Here is a 20,671-nt window from a genome sequence, read left to right as displayed (position 1 = left end):
TTTATATTATGCTAATATTTCAGGTAATTGGAATTCGAATTTCTCCAAAAACGCATTCAATATTCTATTAAATAATTCTTTGTTATCTTCATTCATTTCAACAGGTTGGTATATTGAATATTTTCCGTGGCTTAATAAGTTTAAGGCACGTGAAAAAAGTACTTCATCATCTATGCCATATATACACTTGGAAAATTCATCATACCCAAAAAAAGTAGAAGTCTTTTCTAATATGCTACGCAGCATATTAAAATGGTATGTATTTACTTTTTGTGTAGTTGATACTTTTTTTAATTCCGTTAACAAAGCAACGTGATGGAAAAATGGGGTATCATCAGTAGCTCTTAGTATGTAACCGTCAGAACCGTTTTTGTGTAAAAAGTGACTTTTGTGTTCAACATTCCTTAGTTCATTATACATTACATTAAAAAATAATGAATGGTGGGATGAAATTACAACTTTTACTTTGTCTTTTCCTTTTTTTAATAATTGAGCTAAATCACTTGCTACTGCTATGGTATTATTGTCATCCAATGAAGAAATTGGGTCATCAATATATATGTTTCTGACCCAACTATACGACTCAGCATCGTCAATGGTTAACTCACAGATAGCAAGAAAAATACACCAAATAAAAATATTTTCTTCTCCTCTTGATACTTTGATGTGGTCTTGAATTATGTATTCTAATTCTTCATTTTCAGGTCGGAATTTCGAGTTTTTAATCTGCTTACTAAAAACAATAGTCCAATTTTCGTAATCAATTCTAAAGTCAAAATCAGCATATCGTTCCAGAAAAATGAATATTTTTTCTTCAAGTGCTAATTCCCGAAATCCTTTAAAAAATCTTGAATTTCTATTAATCATCAAATGTCTTTCAGTATCGTTTTCAAGGTCATTATTCCAATGGAAAAGATCTTCTGTGAAAGCATTATAATAGAGTGTGTCAGTTACAGGGTTTTTCTTTCGCTTTTTACTTTGGTCTTTAAACTCCATTGACAGGCGAGTTTTGCCCGTTCCATTGTAGGCAAATAACAATACAAAATGACAGTTGTTTAAATCATCTTTTAACCTAACTGCGACATTTTTTAATGTTTTATATTTATATATTTTTATATTGCCACTCATTGTTTAATTGTTAATTTTGGGAAACAAACCTTGCATTAATCCCTTTTTATACAAATTTAATTGCTCTATTTTATCCGCTTCTCCTGTAATTAAATCATCTAAGGAAGAAAGACAAGAAGCGATTTTTTGTTGCTCTTTGGGTGAAGGAACAATTACCTTAAGGTTTCTTATTATTCCTAAAGCAATAAATTTGAGAATACCCCCTGCATTAACTTTCTCGAATTGTTTCTGAATGAAATTGCTTTTAAGTTGGTGTGCAAGAAATTCTTGGTTTAATTTACCTATATCCTTTATTAGAGCAACATTTTTAATAGCAAAACCTTCAGTTTTTACAACCACAGGATTTCCTATTGTTCCTATCATTCCAAAAAGAATATCACCTTTATCTACTTTTGAACGTTTATTAATTTGAACATAGTCTTCTTCAGTTATAAAACTTACATTGGTAAAGTCCATCGATCCATTGTTTAAAAGGTTTTTCGATGTAATTAGTGGAAATCCCTTTGCTATATATTTCGGACTATCGTGAGTTCCATCACGAACGTCACAAATTTTTCCCAACTTTTTATCGTCCCAATCTCCATCATTCACAAACTCAGGAAATCGATACTTAGGAACTATTTCACCTTCTTGAGGAAACAAGTTTTGCATCAAACCTTTTTTATGGTTTTTTAAAGCTTCTATTTTTTGGTTATGAGCTTTGATTAGTTCATCTAAGCTAGAAAGGCAGGAGACAATTTTTTGTTGTTCTTTGGGTTTGGGTACTAATGTTTTAATTTTGTAAATATTAGTTTTTGATAAGCTGGGTACTCCGCCTGCTTCATTATGCTTTAACCAATTAATATTTTGAAAAACATAATGAATGTATTTTGGTAGACAATTTTTGAATGAATGAGTATAAAACAGGGTATCAACTGTCCAAAATTTTCCTGAAAGAAACATAGGCTTATCTATTGTCCCTTTTCTTCCAATACATACACTTTCGCCATCATAGAGATAATCATTTACAGAAAGCATATATCCACCAGAACCATAAACTGGTATTTCTCCTTTACCCAAATGCTTATAATCTCTGCCGTTGCCAATTTTAAATAACTCCTCAAAAGTATTTTCTACCCATTCAGCTTCATTTAAAAACTCAGGAAAGCGAATTTCAGGTATCAATGTATTTGTCTTCTTAATCATAAGCTGTTAATCCTGATATGTCTCGCCCTTCGGCTATTTTATTTAATTGGGGCACTAAGTCTTCCATCAAAGCTAGTTCTTTTAATCTGCGTTCTTTCCAACTTAATTCCAGTGGTTCTAAAAGATCTGTTAGTTTTTCACCATCAAAAATCATTCGGCTCATAATTGTATCTACAAAGGCTTTCAAGTCTGCTGTTTGCAAACCGTGTTTGTGAGCTATCATAGCCAGTTCTTTTTCGTTTTTCTCAAATTTAAAAGTTTCATAACCTTTGGTCAACGTATGTACATCTTGCCCGCTGTTCCAGTCTAATTTATTAATATATTCCGCTAAATCTTCCTGTTCGTCCATCAGGTTGGAATTGGCACTCAGTAAACTAATTACCTGTGCTTTAGTCATTTTTTGCTTGGCAGGTTTCTTTTGCGTACTGTCGGCAATCAAACCCATTATATAATCATAGTCAATTACGGCAGAGGCAAAAAGTACAAATTCAAAATCGAGTTGTTGTACTTCATCTGGTGTATCTTCGCCTTCTTCTTGTTGTATTTTCCTTAATTTCTTCGCTGTTTCTATGTACGAACTTCTAAACTCTTGCAAGGTCTCACTAGGTAAGATCGTTTCAATTTTCAGCTTTTGTTCTTCGGTGATGTCCGTATATTGGTCTAATTCGACTTTTAATTTTTGAACCGCTTTAAACTTTTTTACAAAATCAATTCGTGCTGCATCTCCTCTTAGGTTGTATACTTCTTGGGGTTCGTTTACTAAATTATTATCCTTCATAAAAATACTCAAAGCTTCTACGGCTTTTTGGTAATTATCAATCACAACAGGGGCAGGGTCAACGAGCCAAATTTCTTTTGCTTTTCCACTGTTTTCACCTGAAAAAAGTGCAATGGCTTGGTTCACTGCCTCTTGTTGAGAGCGGAAGTCTAGAATATTGCCATAAGGCTTTGTATCATTAAGCACACGGTTGGTTCTAGAGAAAGCTTGTATCAAGCCGTGGTATTTCAAGTTTTTATCTACATACAAGGTATTGAGGTATTTAGAATCAAAACCTGTGAGTAACATATCCACCACAATTGTAATGTCAATTTTATCTTTATGCGGAACTTCTTTATTGGTGTATTTTTGGTCTTTGATGCGTCGTTGCACATCTTGGTAATACAAATCAAATTCGTTTATAGAATGATTTGTTCTATAATGTAAATTATAGTCGCTAATAATTTCTATTAACGCTCTTTTCTTTTCTTCAGGATTTTGTTTGTTGTCTTCTTTTTCCTGAGGTAAATCTTCTTGTAGTTGTTTTATATCCGCGGCATTCTTTTGACTTTGTTGGTCGTTGTCTTTCGCTATTAGTTGTGAAGGAGGAGAAAATACACAAGTGATGTTTAGAGGAACATAATCCTCATTTTCGGCTGCCTTTTGCTTTTGAATTGTTTTGAATAATTGATAATATTCAATAGCGTTATTAATTGAAGCTGTTGCCAATGTTGCATTGAAACGTCTTGAAGCTGTTGCTGCATTGTGTTTTTCGAGAATGGCTTCTACTACAGCCTGTTGTGCAATAGCTTCGCCGGGTTTGGCATTTAAAGAACCTTTACCCTTGAAATAATCAATATGAAACTTCAGTACATTTCTATCATCTATGGCGTGGGTAATCGTATACGCGTGTAGTCTTTGTTGAAATATATCCTCAGTAGTTTTATAAGAAGCCTCTTCGCCTTCTCTTATTTGATAGGTAGCATTTTCATCGAAGATAGGTGTACCCGTGAAACCAAATAATTGAGCATTCGGAAAAAACTCTTTTATGGCTTTGTGATTATCGCCAAACTGTGAACGGTGGCACTCGTCAAATATGAAAACTACACGTTTTTTGCTCAAAGGCTCTAAGCGTTCTTTGTAGTTTTTCTTATACGTTCCATCTAAAGCCAAACCTAATTTTTGAATAGTGGTAACAATCACCTTGTCGACATAGTCGGTTGATAGCAAGCGTCTTACTAATGTTTCGGTATTGGTGTTTTCTTCTACGCTGCCTTCTTGAAATTTATTGAATTCCTCGCGAGTCTGGCGGTCTAGGTCTTTACGATCCACCACAAAAAGACATTTTTCAATATCTGGATTATCTTTCAGTAGCGTAGATGCTTTGAAAGAGGTTAAGGTTTTACCGCTTCCTGTAGTATGCCAAATATAACCATTACCTCGGTTTTGATGAATGCAATCTACAATCGCTTTTACTGCATATATTTGGTAAGGTCGCATTACAAGCAATTTCTGTTCGCTTTCGACCAAAACCATATACTTGCTTATCATTTCACCAAGTGTACATTTTTTTAGAAACTTATCCGTGAAATCTTCTAAGTAATTAATTTTCTTGTTGTTTTCATCAGCTAATTCGTAGATAGGTAAAAACTGTTCTTCAGCATTAAAACTGAAATGTTGGTTTTTATTATTAGCAAAATAATAGGTTCTATTGCTGTTACTCACAATGAATAACTGCATAAAACACATCAATGTATTGTTGTAACCGTTTCCAGAATCATTTTTGTAATCCACGATTTGCTGCATGGCTTTTCGTGGAGAAATTTCCAACTTTTTCAATTCAATTTGCACTACAGGCAAGCCATTAATCAATAAAATGACATCGTAACGGTGATTGCTATTTTCTGAATTGATGCGCAACTGGTTTATTACCTCATAATCATTTTTGCACCAGTCTTTTATGTTTACTAATGTGTAATGCAATGGCGTACCATCTTCACGTTGAAAATAGTTTTTTTCACGCAACAGCTTAGATGCTGCAAATACATCAGGATTAATAATTTCCTCTCGTAAACGTATAAATTCACTTTCGGTTAAATGAACACGATTCAATGCTTCAAATTTAGTTTTGAAGTTTTGTTCCAGTGTTTTTCTGTCAATAATATCTTTTCGATAATTATATTTCAGATCCGTAAGTTGCTTAATTAGATTTTCTTCTATATTTGATTCTTTGGTCATTCTTCTTTCAATAGATCTTTAATATTAACTTCCAGGATTTTTGCAATTCGGTACAAACATTTGATACTAGGTCGTCTCACATTTCGGGCTTACTCGTTAACTGCGTTGTAACTTTTGTCTAATTTTTTCGCAAACCAAGTTTGTGAGATTGATTCCTCTTTCAGAACTCTTTAGTCCAGTTTATTCAAAGCCTAGTTAAATTTATAGCGTCAAATATAGTAAAAATGCACTAGCAAAGGGTGTAAATAACCATTGTATGTTGTGGATTGAAATAATAAATTGTTAAGGAAAAATACAATGGTGGGGTGTCTTAATTACCAGTAAAAATGATTTCCAGTTATTTAAGGGTTGTGAAGCTACCTTGTACACTTACTAAAAACTCATAAGTCTACTTAATTCGCATTCTTTCTAAAATTTTTATTGATATAAGTTAAATTCTGTAATTAATTTCCTTATTCCAAATTCTGCTTCTTAAAGCCAAACTGCGCCACATCTGCAAAAGCTTTTATTGCCTTCTTTAAATTTATCCATTAAGCAAAACATAAACAAAATATAGTATGGAAACACATCAAAAAGACCTGTCGTATTTCAGGTTACGACTACAAGAATTGTTGACTGCAAGCTTTCCCGAAAAAGCGTATGATGTTAAATTTATTGACCAGCGTTCAAGTTGGGCTTCCGATGCTTATGAAGGCGCATTTCGGGCAGGAAACCCCTTCGGTCAATGCGATTATATTGCCGATTATGTTTTATTTGAAGGATTGTACTTCTCCAGATTTGATACCGTTTTTCAGGTGGTCTGCAACGAGTTCGATACGAGAATGGCAGACGAAGAGTTACGACCATTTGCCTTAAAGATGTTGCCTGTTTGCGACCCTATTTTTACAAACTACAAATTGACGGATGACTTTGCCGATTCTTCGGAGTTTGACCTGCTCTATACCGAACTGACTGGAACTATAGCCATTTGGATAGAAGAAAATGGGCTTCAGTAAACGTCAACATCTCCAAAGGAATATTGATGCCTTACGGATTGCTTTTAGAGTGGAAAGAGACAACCGAAAAGCCTCCGTAAGCGAGAGACAGATAATGATGCAATACAGCGGATTTGGCGGTCTTAAATTCGTGTTGAACCCTGCCCAAAACCCGATAGACATTAACCATTGGAAGAAGACTGAACACGAACTCTTTCCTCTTACACAGGAACTCCATCAGCTACTAAAAGAAAATGCCGCTGATGAAAAGCAGTACCGCAGTTATGTGGATAGTATGCGCAGCTCCGTACTTACGGCATTTTACACACCGCCTTTGGTTATTGATGCCATTTCCACTTCTTTACAGGAGAGCGGTGTAAACATCCAAAAATTTCTGGAACCTTCTGCCGGTATTGGCTCTTTCATACAATCTTTTGCCGATAGAGACTCACCTCAGGTTACCGCTTATGAAAAGGATCTGCTTACAGGAAAAATTTTAAAGCAGCTCTATCCCGACAGTTCTGTCCGAATAAACGGTTTTGAAGAAATACCAGAAAGAGAACAAAATAGCTATGATGTGGTTGCTAGTAATATCCCTTTCGGTGATACTTCCGTTTTTGATCTTTCCTATTCTAGAAGCAGGGACACTGCAAAAGTACAGGCTGCTCGAAGCATACACAATTACTTTTTCCTGAAGGGAGCCGATATGCTCCGTGAGGGCGGTATACTGGCTTTTATAACTTCACAGGGTGTACTGAATAGCCCTAAAAATGAAACCATTCGTAGGGCATTGATGAAGGATAATAATCTGGTTTCAGCAGTTCGATTGCCAAACAACCTGTTTACTGACTATGCCGGTACGGAAGTCGGTAGCGATTTGATAATCCTGCAAAAAAATTCTACAAAGAAAAGTTTGACCCAAGCGGAAGAACTGTTTTGTCAAAGCAAAATAGCGGAATACAATAAACCAAACAATGCCTTGTTTCAGGATAACGTAAGGATTGTCCATACTACGCGTGTGCTTGGTACTGATCCGTACGGACAACCTGCATTTATCTATACGCACACGAATGGTGTGGAGGGAATTGCCAAAGACCTGAAACAAATGGTAACGGAGGATTTTAGAAAACATCTTGATATTGGCTTGTATAAAGGTGAACGGAACGATTCGTCTGTCGTACAAATTCCGATAAAACCAACGGTTACACCTCCCGTTTCCGGACCTGTATCAATTACATTGGAAACACAGATTTTATCTGCTTCAACAACAAATAAGGACATTGTAAAAGAGGAAAGGCAACTGAGCATTTTTGATCTCTTTGAAAATTCAGAAGAACTGGCTGCTGTTGCCACTCCTGTTAAAGCAATTGCAACAACAAAACAACCAGCCAAAAGAAAAAGAACTGTGAGCGGATATCAGGGAAACCTGTTCAGCGGTTTGATGCAGCAACCTCCTGTTCCTATTTCTCCAGTAAATAATACTCCAAGTGAAAGAAATGCGCAGGAAGTCATTGGCGATTTGTTTTCAGTAGTGAACAGAAATGGTGTGATCGAAAAGATTACCTCAGAGAACACTATTCCCGAACCTGCAATTTATACCAAGGGAATACAGTCTTTTCATCGTAACGATAGCCTTGCAGTGGATAACGGCTGGGTAGGTTATCTCAAAGATTTTGAAAGTGATAAGAAGCAGGCAATGTTTCATCCTCTGCAATTATCATCCTTGCAGAAAGTAAGGGCTGAAGCCTATATTTCTGTACGGGATAGCTATCTCGATTTATATCAGAAGGAAGCCGAACTGCAAATTGAACATAAAGAAGAGAGAGAAAAATTTAATAAGGCTTACGATGCCTTTGTAAAAAGGTACGGCAACCTAAACAGTGCTGATAATATCAAGCTTATCAAAACAGACAGTTCAGGTAAGGAAATCCCTTATCTGGAACGTGTGGTGGGTGGTGTGGTACATAAGGCAGATATCTTCCACCGTCCGGTAAGCTTCTCCATTATCACATTGACTGCTGATAATCCTGATGAGGCGTTGGCCGCATCGCTGAACAAATACGGCAGGGTTGATTTGGGGTATATGTCCAAAATCAGTGGTATGCCATCCGACAATTTGAAAGAGGCATTACAAGGACGTATTTTTTACAATCCTATGGAAAAGGAATATGAAATAGCTGAAAGATGGATTGCAGGCAATGTGGTGGAGAAAGCCACAGCAGTAAAAACCTACCTCGAAAGCGGTCCCGATGATAAGCAGTCCAAAGAAAGCCTTACTGCTTTGGAAGAAGCCAGACCAAGAAGTATCGATTTTGAAGAGTTAGATTTCAATCTTGGTGAACGCTGGATACCAACTAGAATCTATGCGCTCTTTGCTTCTCATCTTTTCGATACGGAGGTGCGTATCCAATATTCTGAGACTTCTGATGACTTTTCTATAAAATGCGACCAGAAAAATGTACATATATGGGATAAATATGCCGTCAAGTCAGAAAGTCGAACATTTGACGGGATTGCTCTGCTGAAAAATGCATTAGTTAACACCACTCCTGATATTACCAAAAAGGTCATGATTGATGATAAGGAGATCAAGGTACGGGATATGGAAGCCATACAGATGGCGAATACCAAGATTGATGAAATTCGTACAGCATTTACCGAATGGCTTAACGCCCAAAATGATGAGTTTAAAAAAAGACTAACCAAACAATATAACGATACCTTTAACTGTTTTGTACGACCGCAATACGACGGAAGTCATCAGGAATTTCCTGGACTGGACAGAAAAGGCTTAGGTATTAATGACCTGTATTCGAGCCAAAAGGACACAGTATGGATGATCAAACTGAACAAGGGTGCGATTTGCGATCACGAAGTTGGAGCAGGAAAGACATTGGTGATGTGTACCGCAGCACAAGAGATGAAACGCTTGGGAATGGTACACAAACCTATGATAATAGGATTGAAAGCCAATGTTCATGAGATTGCAGAAACGTACCGTGAAGCCTACCCACACGCTAAAATTATGTATCCTGGTAAAGAAGATTTTACCCCACAGAAAAGGCAACGGATTTTCGGAGATATTAAAAACAACGATTGGGACTGTGTGATATTGACCCATGATCAGTTTGGCATGATACCCCAGTCACCAGAAATGCAAAAGGAAATCCTACAAGTCGAACTCAACAGCGTGGGAGATAATCTTGCCGCTTTAGAAGCACAGGGCAAGGAGATTTCAAGGGGAATGCTCAAAGGTGTAATCATTAGGAAGCAGAACCTTGAAGTTAGGTTGAAAACATTGGAACACAACATCGAAAACCGAAAAGATGATGTAGTGGACTTTAAGATGATGGGCATCGACCATTTATTTGTTGATGAAAGCCACCAGTTCAAAAACCTAATGTTCAATACCCGCCATGACCGGGTTGCAGGCTTAGGCAATATGATGGGAAGTCAAAAGGCCATGAATCTGCTTTTTGCCATCCGCACCATTCAGGATCGCATACAAGGAGATATGGGCGCTACCTTTCTTTCGGGAACAACTATCAGCAATTCCTTAACCGAGCTATATCTATTATTCAAATATCTGCGTCCAAGAGCATTGGAAAAACAGGGTATCAATTGTTTTGATGCTTGGGCAGCTATATATGCAAGGAAAACAACCGATTATGAGTTTTCAGTAGCGAATAATATCGTGTCAAAAGAGCGCTTTCGTTACTTTATCAAAGTGCCGGAACTGGCACAGTTTTATTCGGAAATCACAGATTACAGAACCGCTAAGGATATTGGTATAGATCGTCCGGAAAAGAACGAGGTGCTTTATAATATACCGCCTACACCGGATCAAGAAGTATTCATCCAGAAATTGATGGAGTTTGCAAAATCAGGAAATGCGATCTTATTAGGGAGACCTCCGCTGACAGATCGGGAAGAAAAAGCAAAGATGTTGATTGCTACAGATTATGCCCGTAAGATGTCGCTCGATATGCGGATGGTAAGCGGAAAATACGATGACCATCCCGATAACAAAGCTTCCCATTGTGCTGCCAACATAGCTAAATACTACCAAAAATTCCATGCGCAGAAAGGAACGCAGTTTGTCTTTTCAGACTTAGGTACTTACAAACCTGGAGAATGGAATGTCTATGGAGAAATAAAACGTAAACTTGTAGAAAATCACGGCATACCACCACATGAAATCCGTTTTATAAAAGAAGCTAAAAATGATAAGCAACGTAAAGAGCTTATCAGCGGAATGAATGATGGAAAAATCCGTGTTCTGTTTGGTTCTACAGGTATGTTGGGAACTGGTGTAAATGCACAGAAAAGAGCAGTTGCTGTCCATCATTTAGATACGCCGTGGCGACCAAGCGATCTTGCCCAACGTGACGGAAGGGCCGTCCGCAAAGGCAATGAAATTGCCAAATTCTTTGCCAATAACAAGGTAGATGTAATTATCTATGCAGTCGAAAAATCGCTGGATGGCTACAAGTTTAATCTGCTGTACAATAAACAGCTTTTTATTGACCAGCTTAAAGCCAACAATCTTGGAAAGCGAACCATTGATGAAGGCAGTATGGATGAAAAATCGGGAATGAATTTCTCGGAATATGTCGCTATCCTTTCGGGGAATACCGACCTTTTGGAAAAAGCAAAACTGGAGAAACAGGTTGCCGGATTGGAAAGCGAAAAACAGGCATTTAATCGTTCTAAGTTCAGTTCCAAGTACAAACTGGAAGATATTACCACTACACTGGAGTCTGCTGGGTCACGATTTGAACGAATGAGCTTCGATTGGGGAAACCTGCAAAAACGCATACAAAAACGAGAGGATGGTACGGTACTGAATTCTGTACATCTTGATGGATTATCATCTAATGCAGATATAAAAGAGATTGGAGCCAAGCTTAATCAGATTGCTGATAAAGCCCGTACTGGAGGTCAGTACGAAGAAATAGGCAGCCTGTATGGGTTTACGTTATTGGTTAAAACTGAAATGTCTGAAAAAGAGGGTGTTGATATTAGGGTCAATCGTTTCTTCGTACAGGGTGAAGGCAACATAAAATACACCTATAACAATGGTTTGATTGCTAATGACGCAAAGCTTGGGTCAATGAATTTCCTTAGTGCTTTGGAAAAAATACCTGGCTATATCGAGCAGGAGCAAAAGAAAATTGCCGAACTGCAAAAAGATATACCTGTACTTCAGGAAATGGTCAACGGTACGTGGAAAAAGGAGAGCAGGTTGAGCGAACTAAAAACCGGACTGGCGGCCATTGACAGGAAAATCCAATTATCTATTACTCCAGAACATAAAGAGCTAACGTTAGATGAGCAAGAAGAAACAATTAAAATAGATGATGTTCAGGAAAGATCTTCTGTACGTTTAAAGGCAATCTAAATCTGGAACAAAATAAAAAGCTACATTTATTTGTTGCTTTTTTTTGTATTATCCTTTTGTACCAAATGTTGTAAATCAGGATCATTTTTAATACGCTCCAATTCAGTTTCAATAACCTGAATAATATCCAATTTTATCTGTCTGTAATTAGTTTCGATTTCCTGCTTCATCATATCTTCTCCTGCCTCGTTTATGAAAGATAGTATTTCCGGTATTTTTTGATAGTCTTTGGTTTCAGCAGCTACTTTATCATTGTCCACAACAATTTCAGCATGGAAGATTTTCTGTTCGATACGTTCATCAAAATTGTCTGATACAGCCCCTACAAAAACACCTTGGGTCAATGTAGAAATTTTAGATGCAGGAATGAGGCTGTCCAATTGTGTGGAAATGGATGTCGACGTATCATTACGGTTGATTGACAAACTCTGCCTTTTCTGTAACACCTTTCCAAATCGCTCAGAAAGACTTTTTGCTGTTTCGCCTACCACCTGACCGCTGAATATATTACCCACGGTATTTTGTATAACCTTACTTTCTTTGTCTCCATAATCACGGGTTAATTGCGAAAAATCCTGAAACCCCAAACAAACGGCAACCTTATTACTTCTAGCAGTGGCTATAAGATTGTCTAATCCTCGGAAGTAAATGGTAGGCAGCTCATCAATGATAACCGAACTTTTAAGCTGTCCCTTTTTATTAATAAGTTTCACAATTCTTGAATTGTATAAGCCCAGTGCTGCGGAATAGATATTTTGACGATCGGGATTGTTGCCTACACATAATATCTTCGGCTCTTTCGGATTGTTGATGTCCAGTGAAAAATCATCGCCTGTCATAACCCAATACAATTGCGGTGAGATCATTCTTGACAAAGGAATTTTTGCCGAGGCTATCTGTCCCTGCAACTGGTCTTGTGCGCCGCCTTGCCAGGCATCCATAAAGGGTGATAGATAATTTTCCAGATCAGAATAGGAAGTCAGAATAGTAAATACGTCCGAATATTTTTTGTTTAGTAGTTCAATGGCGTGAGGAAACGTACAGTATTTGCCATTTTCAAAAATTTTGAGAAACCAGATGATGGCAGCCAATAAGATGATTGGAGACTCGACAAAGAAATCCCCTTGCTTTTGTATCCAACTCCTGTTAAGATTCAGCATGATGGTGTACGCCGATTCGTAAGCATCGGATATATCGGTCATAAAATCAGGATTTATGGGATTGCAACGATGACTTTTTCTAGGGTCATCAAAATTAATGACGTAGAATTTCGGTTTTACCTTGTACTTATCAGTGTGTTTTAGTAAATGATTATAGGCAATCGTAGATAGGTCGTCAAACTTAAAATCATAGATATACATTGAAAAACCTTTTTCAATATGCTGCTTAATATAGTTGTTTACTACAGCATACGATTTACCCGAACCGGGTGTGCCCAATACAATTGTTGCCCTAAAAGGGTTTACAATATTGATCCAACCATTATGCTGTTTTTTGTTGTACCAGAATTTGGTGGGTAAGTTAACGGAATATTCATTTTGCATTAGCTTGGTTTCCTGCAGAAAACTTTCATTCTCATTGTTGAAAACATCGTCCATCAGGTTGGTACGGAGCAGACGGCTAATCCAAACTCCTGCAGCCATAAGGGAGATATAGCCCAAACCTGTGGTAAGGATATAAAGAAATGCAGCGATGTTTAATGACATTTTTAACAATGATGTGTTCAGAAAGAATAGTACAAAACCAATTCCCAAAGCCACATAAATTTTTGTCCAGGTTATCTTTTCATTCTTTACGCCTTTTGTTCCCAAACAGCTTAATGCTAATAATATCAAAGCAAATATTTTGGTATATAAGATGTGTGAAAACAAGCCCGCCGTTCTGTCGAAATTGCCTAAAATTTTGTTGATGATTTCTAATGTCCAGCCACGTTCCATAAAGAAACCGTAACAAAACCAATAAAGGTGCATTAGTACCAAAAGGATACTCACTGCCCGCATAAAAGCCATTATTTTGGCTAAACCTCTTAAATCGTCTTCTCCCTGCATTTTCTAATTATTAAATGTTCGGGTGTTAATTTAAAGGCAGTGTAGCGTGGCTTTAAAAAAGTGGCAGGCATTAGCGGTGCGTGGCAGTGTTTGGCGTTAAGTGGCTCCAACCAGGTTCAGATTTAATAATGATTTTTTATTAAATTTATACTCTTGAAAAATTTTTGGGTTATCTCATCAATTTGATAATCAATATTAAAGGGGGATAATATGAATAGGAATAATCCTGATGCTGATCCGGGAGAAAGTGAAGATGAATATATAGCTTGGAAAAAAGAAGAAAGTGATTCTGCTACAGGACTAATGTTTGTGGTCGTTGAGGGTTTTATTTTCGTCTTAAAAATCGCTGCTATTTTCGGTATGTTTTTTTATTCCGGATTTTTACTGTCTCAAAAGTTCTGGGGAGAAGAAACCGACAAATTTAAAATTTGTGGTCTCTCCCTATTATTTACCTACCTTATTTTCTGCATTATTTATTTCATTAAAGGAACTATCATTGGTTTGCAGGCAAAGAATAGGCAGTTATGGATATTACCTTGGGTAATATGTGTGTTAATATGCTGTATTATTCCAGCACTCATAGTAAAATCATTCGTTGCAGGTATGTTCAATCTGACAGAACGACAAAGTATATTGTGTATTGGATTGAGTTGGGGAGCATTTATACTTTTTTCATTATATGTCTATGGTATTTATCAGTTCAAGACACCAACTGTTCCGAAGATTTTGCACTGGAGCTATGCATTGGGATTGAAAGTGTCTTTATAATCAGGAGTTCATAATAAACAACAAAACCTACTGACCTCTCTTACTTCTTCTTTTCTTCTTCATTTTATTGGTAAAGTCCTGTTCTTCGTAATCTTCTCCTTGTGCTTCAGGCAACAGTCCCCCAAAACTTTCCATGATACTAGTTTCATTTGTGCTGGAAGCGGGGACTTCTTTGTTTAGGAAATCGAATAATTCATGGGGCTTTTCGGCTGGTAGATCTTTCATTGCGTTGTGCTGAGATATTTTAGGATGAGGTTCGTTAAGCCTTTTTATTTCCGGTTTGATATTATGGTTCCAATAATCATTAAAGGTATTGGCCGAAAGCTCTTTCCCTAATCTGGAGCCATTCCAAACGGTTCTGGAATTGTGGTCGATAAACGTAATGCCATAAATGCGTCCTGTATCATTTCTACGAACAATTACATTAACTCCCTGTTCCGCTAATTGCTTCTTAAAGTTCTTTTCATCATTTGTCGATTGGAAGGCAATTTCAATCGAAGCTTTGATGGTTAGTTTTGCTGTATGGTTTTTTAAGGCTTCCTTGGATTCTTCAAAATGTCCTTCCAAAGCCGGAATCCCTGCATTTTTACCGAATAGGGAAGCCTTGAGTGGATGCCCGACTTTTTCTCCTTTTTCATTTAAAGAAAAGTATAATAAGCCTTGCTTGATTTTTCCTTGTAGTTCTCCCTCTATTTTTTCAGTGGTAATATTGAACAGGGAAAGCAAAGCATTATATTCCCCCAATGTCTGGAATTTATAATACTTAGGCAGATATCGGACAACCGAAGCAATCTGGCTTTTTATATCTCCTGTTTGGTAATTAACGGGACGAAAAATCTTGTCATTCTGCCGATGTCCTTTCTCCGTAGCCGGTAGTAATCCATATTTGTTTTCGAGTTCACGGCATACATTCATAGACCGTCTTTTTTCAAACTTATCCGAAATCTTTTTGCCTTCTTCATCCACACAAACCGATACGATATGGATATGTGTGCGGTCAATATCCGTGTGCTTGAATACTACAAAAGGTTGTTCCCCATAACCCAGCTCCTGCATATACTCCTGAGCCATCAGTTTGAATTTTTCATCACTTACATTATCCTTCGGGTCAGGATTGAGTGAAATATGCAAAATTGGTTTTTCAGTATTGCGGTTGGCTATCAGATAAGGTTCAAAAGATCGGACCAATTGAGCAACGGAATACTGCGCATTAGGTGTTTCAATTATTCTATTGGTAAACAGAATTTGCCCGTTTTCTTTCTCCACTTTGAGCTGATTGTATGCCAAAGCTCCGTGTAAATTGCTCCCTCTTCCGATTTTTGCTATCATTCAATACTATTTTTTCAAATGATTTGCTTCAAAATCTTCTGTTAGCTGAATAATTTTTTGACATAATACTGCCATTTCAGCTGTCTGCTTTTCTAATTTGTAGAGATAAGCTGCCGCTTTTTTCTCCGAAAAATTGCGGTACAACAGCTTTACGACCTGATTATAATTAACGCCAATGGAACGGAACTGACTGTGAAAAGAGGTTAACCTCATATAAAAATCCAACAGAGCTTTGTCTATTTTGACCGTTTTAATCTCTCTTCCAAACAGTACGAAAATGATAAATTTTGCTTTATTGACCATTCCCGATGCTTCAAAAAGCGATAATAATTTCGCGTTTTCTTCGTCCGTAAGGCGAAAAACGTGGCGGTGAATACTCGGATTGCTCTTGGGCGTCCGTCCGCCTTTATTCTGTTTTCTGTTACTGTTTTCGTTCATCACTAATCCATTTTTAACTTTAGCAAAAAGCCTGACTTCGGAAGGCTTTTCAGCCCCCAGCAGGGCAAGTTGTTTTGAGGCACGAACTCAGTTTCGAGTGCCTCAAAACACAACTTGCCGTGTTCTGGTGAACACAAAAATCCGCCCTTCGGGACGGATTAAATAAAGCAGGGAAAAACGGCTTCGGGCCGTTCACTTTCTTACTTGATATTTCATAATATTTTTGCATAAGGCCGTTAATAAAAATCACTTTACAAAGTAAACTCCTCTTCAGTAGAGCATTGAGCTGTGTTGCAGTGCCAAATAGTGCCAATGGACGCCAATTCGTTCCACCTTAGAATAAGGACGTATATATCTGCATTTCTTTGTACCTGCAAGCGGATGTAAACAGATAACTATGTTGGTATGTAGTTCCTTAATTATGTATGTAGTCACTTGTGTATGTACAAGCGTACGGATGTGGATAGATGCAGTTGAGGATATGAAATCATATAGTTGTATATGTGCATATTTACAGACTTGGGTTTGCATATAACTAGGTCTGATGATACAAACCTATATGTATAGGTGCCTAAAAATAGAGGTACATATGTTAGTATTCAAGCAGAGCAATACCTGTTTAAATGACCACATAGCTTTCTACAAAACTGCATACGTATAGGCAATAGCAGATAAGTATCTACCAACGCAACGATATAAGTAAATAATTAAATACAGTTAAAAATGAAAACAGAACACAAAACAGTATTCATTGCTTTTTCTTCCCAAAAGGGAGGTGTAGGCAAAACCACCTTTACGGCACTTGTGGCCAGTACGCTACATTATCGCTTGGGCTACAATGTAGCCGTATTCGATGCCGATTTTCCACAACATAGTTTAATGAAAATGAAGACCCGTGATTTGGCTATGGTGATGGAAAATGAATTTTTAAAAAGGGTGGCATTCAAACAATTTACAACCATTAACAAAAAAGCTTATCCAATCATTCAACATAAAGCTGAAGGTGTACTGGAAGCTGCGCATGATTTTTTAGAATCCATTTCTTTTCCGGTTGATTTTATCTTTTTTGATCTTCCGGGTACAGTAAACACTCCCGGTATTTTGAAAGCTCTGGCGGGGATGCACCATATTTTCACACCTATCATAGCAGATCGTGTAGTTATGGAAAGTACGCTCATTTTTACCCAGCTGATGAAGGATGTTATTATGAAAAAAGGAGAAACCTCCATTGAAACCATTAACCTGTTTTGGAATCAGGTAGATGGTCGTGAACGCTCGCCCTTGTATGAGGTTTATAATAAATTGATTGATGAGTTGGGATTAAGTCTGATGCAATGCCTTATCATGAACAGCACACGTTTCCGCAAGGAGAGCGAAGCCGGTGCCAAGACCGTTTTTCGTTCAACTTTAATGCCTCCCGATGAACGTTTGATGAAAGCTTGCCGCTTAGACCAGTTTATGACGGAATTTTTAAGAATCGTTCAATTATAATAGTATGGAAAAAGACAATAAGAAAAAAGCTATTCCTGAAATCAACGAAGAGCTAATGATGAATTTAATGGTAGATGGAGTAAAAAAGGAAGGGTTGCAACTTCCGCCGGAAGAACCCGAAGCTCCAATGAAACCGTTACAGGAAAAACCTTTAGCGAAGGAACGGAATAAAGGCAAAAAAGCAAATGATCAGGACTACGAAAGTATATTTTTTAAGAAGCCTAGTACCAATGCCCGTGATGGCAAAACAGTATATATCCGACCAGACTTTCATGAGAAACTGTCCCGTATAGTACAGGTAATAGGTGAAGATAAAATAACCATTTATGCCTACTTAGATAATCTTCTCGAATATCATTTTCAGGAGTTTGGTGAGCAGATTACCACAAGTTTCAACGATAAATACAAACCTATTTTATAATTATGGAAACAGTAATCGTTATATGCCTGCTTTTTGTTATTGCACTACTTCTAGAGGATAAGATTGTCATCAGGAAAGGGGAGGAGCAAAAACCAACGCACGAAAAACCCAATCCAAAACTATCCGATATTATGGGGCAGCCCAAACCAATGAGAAGCCTTCCAGTGCCAAAGAGTGCCACTGAAAGCCAAATTAGAGAGCAGGAACAGGAAATAGATAATTTTGATGTTGAAATCGACGAAGAAGATGTCGATATGCAAATTCCTCAGGATGAACTGGACGAAGTTTTTGGAAATATGCCTGATTTGGAGAAAGAGGAAGAAGAATGGAACAGGTATGGAATATCTAGTGGGGATAACGGTTTTGCCCAAGGGGTTACCTTTGAAGAACTAAGCTCCGTGGGGATGCTGCTGCAAAAAGAAAAATTGGAGCCATCTCAAAAGGAAACAGCAATTGCTATAGTTCAGAAAATACAAGGAACCGAATTATTCACCTTACTGGAAAATTCTATGGAATGTGCTTCCCGTAAAATAGCTGAGCTATTAGACGGGAGCTTTTCTTCTGAAACGAATCCTGGTTCTTCCATTTTGCGGAAAAATGATTTTGAGGATTTTGATATTGGGGAGTTTGTGTGAACTCTCCACTATATCATATAACTTTATCAAGTCGTTTATGAATGAATGATATTGTGTTTAGAATATCAAGAGCTTCATCTTCAGTAATCTCAAACTTAATTTTAGGCTCATGTGCTGTTGGGTTTCTTATTAAGCCGAAAATACCTTTTATTAGATTGCAAAGTCCAATATGTTCGCTTCTATCAGTATCATTCCTTAAGTAGTTTATTCGAATCATCGGATTACTAGTTGAAAAGGAAGTCTCCACTAAAGCGTTGCCATCAGCATAAAGACCTGTCATTTGCCGTAACCTATCAGCTATACTCTTTGTCGCCTCAAAAACTGAATGAAAATAGTTTTCTACTAAGAGCTCAGCTTTACAATACTCAAATATTGCTGTATGCACGTTTCGATTTTCCAACTTATGCTTTAAACGATTTGCTCTTTGCTCTGCTTCTGCAATCGTCGTAGCTTTTTCTACTTCCTTGTATTTTCCATTCTCAGTAAGTTCTGTCCCAATAAAAGATAATCTTTTATTAATTTCTAATCTTCTATTATGAAAGGTTTCTTCCTTTCCAATATATCTAACAGGTTGTAAGGCATCTTGAATGAACCTGAGAATATGATTTGAACACTGATGTCTATTTTGCCATTCGGCAAATGCACTATACAATCTTTTCCACTTAGTATTTTGTGGATCGACATCAGGTATGTTTGAGTTTAATAGAATCTGACCAATTTCTGTTCCTGATAAACCGTTTTCGGTATCACCAATTGCTCTACACAACCCCTCTAAAATATGAGGGGCGAACATTTGCCGTTTATTACTTGCCATTAGTTTTATTTTTCTTCTTCGAAATAGATTTTATAATATTTTCGACCATCATTTTCAACCCCTTTTTCTATTAAATTTTTATTTCCGTGAATATAAATATCAAAATTTCGATCGAGTTTTAATACACTTTTAAATACTCGTGATTGTTTTTTTACAGCCTGCGAAGATATTTGAAAGTTATCTTTTAAGTCTAATTCATTATCTTTCCTATAGATACTGTCAAATTTTCTAAAAGATTCAATTACATTATTATCTCCAAATACTTCTTCTTCAAATTCAGATTTATTAAAAGTTTCGTGCTTCTTAAAGTAATCGACCGAACGATTCAAAAAATCTATCTTATCAGCTTTGCTTAAATCAAAGTCATCAGAAAGTTGTTTGGTTACAAATTGTTTTGCAATGCCTAAAAATTGATTTGTCTGATGGAATTCATCTTTTTTAGGCTGAACACTTAAGAAATCGTCTTTCCAGTATTGAGCTTCAGAACCTTTATTAGTGTTGTCAATAATAGATACAACAAAACCCCTTTCTCTTTCAGTATTAAAAATCAAGCATCCTTTGTCAAGTTTATTAATATTTAAACCAGAAATATCTGTCAAATCAAACCCTTTATTTGTGTTGTTAATCTTAAGGATTGTTTCTTTGTTTTCAGATTTGAACAGTACAATACAGTCAACGATCTCTTCGTTCAGCTGACAGCCTTTTATATAAACTATACACAATTCTCCACTTTTTATATTAGGGTGTGTACTTTTATCATAAAGATATCTTCCGATATTTTTTGATTCTTCTATATATGATTGTTCATTCCTAAAAACAGAACTTACAAACTGATAAATGGGATTAAGTTCCAAATTTGGATCAAAATAAAAATGAAATAATTCTTCCGCTTTGAAATTTGAAGCCAGCAGGTGACTTAAACGGTCTTCTACTTTGTTAAAATCTGTCAATTCCTCTGCAAATCTTACTCCATCACCACTGTTTTTGTTACCAATATAATGGATGATTAGCTTGTCTATTTTTCCCAGTAATATATTGTGCATA

Annotated in this window: 14 protein-coding genes; 6 read left to right on the top strand and 8 right to left on the bottom strand. The window is 36.8% G+C overall.

Features of this window, described 5'->3' with window-relative positions; genetic code table 11:
* Positions 1-6: 6 nt before the first annotated feature.
* The 3 genes from BUB25_RS10560 to BUB25_RS10550 are packed head-to-tail and all read right to left on the bottom strand — an operon-like array spanning position 7 to position 5,308.
* The gene (locus BUB25_RS10560; protein ID WP_072944042.1) at positions 7-1,128 is read right to left on the bottom strand and encodes an AAA family ATPase; all 1,122 of its coding nucleotides are present in this window, start codon (positions 1,126-1,128) and stop codon (positions 7-9) included.
* 3 nt (positions 1,129-1,131) lie between these two features.
* Positions 1,132-2,313: a restriction endonuclease subunit S gene (locus BUB25_RS16635; protein ID WP_072944040.1), complete on the bottom strand. Its 1,182-nt coding sequence runs from the start codon at positions 2,311-2,313 to the stop codon at positions 1,132-1,134.
* Positions 2,306-5,308, bottom strand: coding sequence for a type I restriction endonuclease subunit R (locus BUB25_RS10550; RefSeq protein WP_072944038.1), 3,003 nt, complete (start codon positions 5,306-5,308; stop codon positions 2,306-2,308). Before BUB25_RS10550 ends, BUB25_RS16635 begins: the two co-directional genes overlap by 8 nt.
* 557 nt (positions 5,309-5,865) lie before the next feature.
* Between BUB25_RS10550 and BUB25_RS10540 the strand changes: the two genes are divergently transcribed.
* Both BUB25_RS10540 and BUB25_RS10535 read left to right on the top strand, forming a co-directional pair.
* A complete protein-coding gene (locus BUB25_RS10540) occupies positions 5,866-6,303 on the top strand; it encodes a DUF1896 domain-containing protein (RefSeq protein ID WP_072944036.1) in 438 nt (145 codons plus the stop codon).
* Positions 6,290-11,683, top strand: a complete 5,394-nt coding sequence (locus BUB25_RS10535; RefSeq protein WP_072944034.1) for an N-6 DNA methylase — start codon at positions 6,290-6,292, stop codon at positions 11,681-11,683. Before BUB25_RS10540 ends, BUB25_RS10535 begins: the two co-directional genes overlap by 14 nt.
* A gap of 26 nt (positions 11,684-11,709) precedes the next feature.
* Here the strand turns inward: BUB25_RS10535 and mobC are convergent, their stop codons facing one another.
* The gene (mobC, locus tag BUB25_RS10530) at positions 11,710-13,731 is read right to left on the bottom strand and encodes a conjugal transfer protein MobC (RefSeq protein ID WP_072944032.1); all 2,022 of its coding nucleotides are present in this window, start codon (positions 13,729-13,731) and stop codon (positions 11,710-11,712) included.
* A gap of 210 nt (positions 13,732-13,941) precedes the next feature.
* On the opposite strand from mobC, the gene BUB25_RS10525 reads away from it, so the two are divergent.
* Positions 13,942-14,499, top strand: a complete 558-nt coding sequence (locus tag BUB25_RS10525; RefSeq protein WP_072944030.1) for a hypothetical protein — start codon at positions 13,942-13,944, stop codon at positions 14,497-14,499.
* Positions 14,500-14,526: 27 nt separating this feature from the next.
* Here BUB25_RS10525 and mobB read toward each other — a convergent pair whose 3' ends face one another.
* Complete coding sequence (gene mobB, locus BUB25_RS10520; RefSeq protein ID WP_072944028.1) at positions 14,527-15,828, bottom strand: conjugal transfer protein MobB; 1,302 nt, start codon at positions 15,826-15,828, stop codon at positions 14,527-14,529.
* A gap of 6 nt (positions 15,829-15,834) precedes the next feature.
* Entirely contained in the window at positions 15,835-16,266 is a 432-nt protein-coding gene (gene mobA / locus BUB25_RS10515; RefSeq protein ID WP_072944026.1) for a conjugal transfer protein MobA, read from the bottom strand.
* A 723-nt stretch (positions 16,267-16,989) separates the two neighbouring features.
* Here mobA and BUB25_RS10510 point away from each other — a divergent pair.
* The 3 genes from BUB25_RS10510 to BUB25_RS10500 are packed head-to-tail and all read left to right on the top strand — an operon-like array spanning position 16,990 to position 18,813.
* A complete protein-coding gene (locus BUB25_RS10510) occupies positions 16,990-17,757 on the top strand; it encodes a ParA family protein (protein WP_072944024.1) in 768 nt (255 codons plus the stop codon).
* A gap of 4 nt (positions 17,758-17,761) precedes the next feature.
* Complete coding sequence (locus BUB25_RS10505; RefSeq protein ID WP_072944022.1) at positions 17,762-18,178, top strand: DUF3408 domain-containing protein; 417 nt, start codon at positions 17,762-17,764, stop codon at positions 18,176-18,178.
* Between the two features lie 2 nt (positions 18,179-18,180).
* Positions 18,181-18,813 (top strand): conjugal transfer protein TraD, encoded by a 633-nt coding sequence (locus BUB25_RS10500; RefSeq protein ID WP_072944019.1) that lies wholly within the window; start codon positions 18,181-18,183, stop codon positions 18,811-18,813.
* Positions 18,814-18,826: 13 nt separating this feature from the next.
* On the opposite strand, the gene BUB25_RS10495 is transcribed toward BUB25_RS10500, so the two are convergent.
* Both BUB25_RS10495 and BUB25_RS10490 read right to left on the bottom strand, forming a co-directional pair.
* Positions 18,827-19,627 (bottom strand): TIGR02391 family protein, encoded by an 801-nt coding sequence (locus BUB25_RS10495; RefSeq protein ID WP_072944017.1) that lies wholly within the window; start codon positions 19,625-19,627, stop codon positions 18,827-18,829.
* Positions 19,628-19,632: 5 nt separating this feature from the next.
* Positions 19,633-20,670 (bottom strand): nucleoid-associated protein, encoded by a 1,038-nt coding sequence (locus BUB25_RS10490; protein WP_072944014.1) that lies wholly within the window; start codon positions 20,668-20,670, stop codon positions 19,633-19,635.
* Between the last annotated feature and the right edge of the window lies 1 nt (position 20,671).

Source organism: Flavobacterium granuli, from assembly GCF_900129705.1.
Lineage (GTDB): Bacteria > Bacteroidota > Bacteroidia > Flavobacteriales > Flavobacteriaceae > Flavobacterium > Flavobacterium granuli.
Note: the sequence above shows the minus strand (reverse complement) of the source record. Positions and strands in the feature narration are given on the sequence as shown.

Excerpts from the sequence above, each read along its gene's own strand:
- BUB25_RS10560 (WP_072944042.1), bottom strand. The coding sequence starts at position 1,128 with ATGAGTGGCAATATAAAAATATATAAATATAAAACATTAAAAAATGTC.
- BUB25_RS16635 (WP_072944040.1), bottom strand. The coding sequence starts at position 2,313 with ATGATTAAGAAGACAAATACATTGATACCTGAAATTCGCTTTCCTGAG.
- BUB25_RS10550 (WP_072944038.1), bottom strand. The coding sequence starts at position 5,308 with ATGACCAAAGAATCAAATATAGAAGAAAATCTAATTAAGCAACTTACG.
- BUB25_RS10540 (WP_072944036.1), top strand. The coding sequence starts at position 5,866 with ATGGAAACACATCAAAAAGACCTGTCGTATTTCAGGTTACGACTACAA.
- BUB25_RS10535 (WP_072944034.1), top strand. The coding sequence starts at position 6,290 with ATGGGCTTCAGTAAACGTCAACATCTCCAAAGGAATATTGATGCCTTA.
- mobC (WP_072944032.1), bottom strand. The coding sequence starts at position 13,731 with ATGCAGGGAGAAGACGATTTAAGAGGTTTAGCCAAAATAATGGCTTTT.
- BUB25_RS10525 (WP_072944030.1), top strand. The coding sequence starts at position 13,942 with ATGAATAGGAATAATCCTGATGCTGATCCGGGAGAAAGTGAAGATGAA.
- mobB (WP_072944028.1), bottom strand. The coding sequence starts at position 15,828 with ATGATAGCAAAAATCGGAAGAGGGAGCAATTTACACGGAGCTTTGGCA.
- mobA (WP_072944026.1), bottom strand. The coding sequence starts at position 16,266 with ATGAACGAAAACAGTAACAGAAAACAGAATAAAGGCGGACGGACGCCC.
- BUB25_RS10510 (WP_072944024.1), top strand. The coding sequence starts at position 16,990 with ATGAAAACAGAACACAAAACAGTATTCATTGCTTTTTCTTCCCAAAAG.
- BUB25_RS10505 (WP_072944022.1), top strand. The coding sequence starts at position 17,762 with ATGGAAAAAGACAATAAGAAAAAAGCTATTCCTGAAATCAACGAAGAG.
- BUB25_RS10500 (WP_072944019.1), top strand. The coding sequence starts at position 18,181 with ATGGAAACAGTAATCGTTATATGCCTGCTTTTTGTTATTGCACTACTT.
- BUB25_RS10495 (WP_072944017.1), bottom strand. The coding sequence starts at position 19,627 with ATGGCAAGTAATAAACGGCAAATGTTCGCCCCTCATATTTTAGAGGGG.
- BUB25_RS10490 (WP_072944014.1), bottom strand. The coding sequence starts at position 20,670 with ATGCACAATATATTACTGGGAAAAATAGACAAGCTAATCATCCATTAT.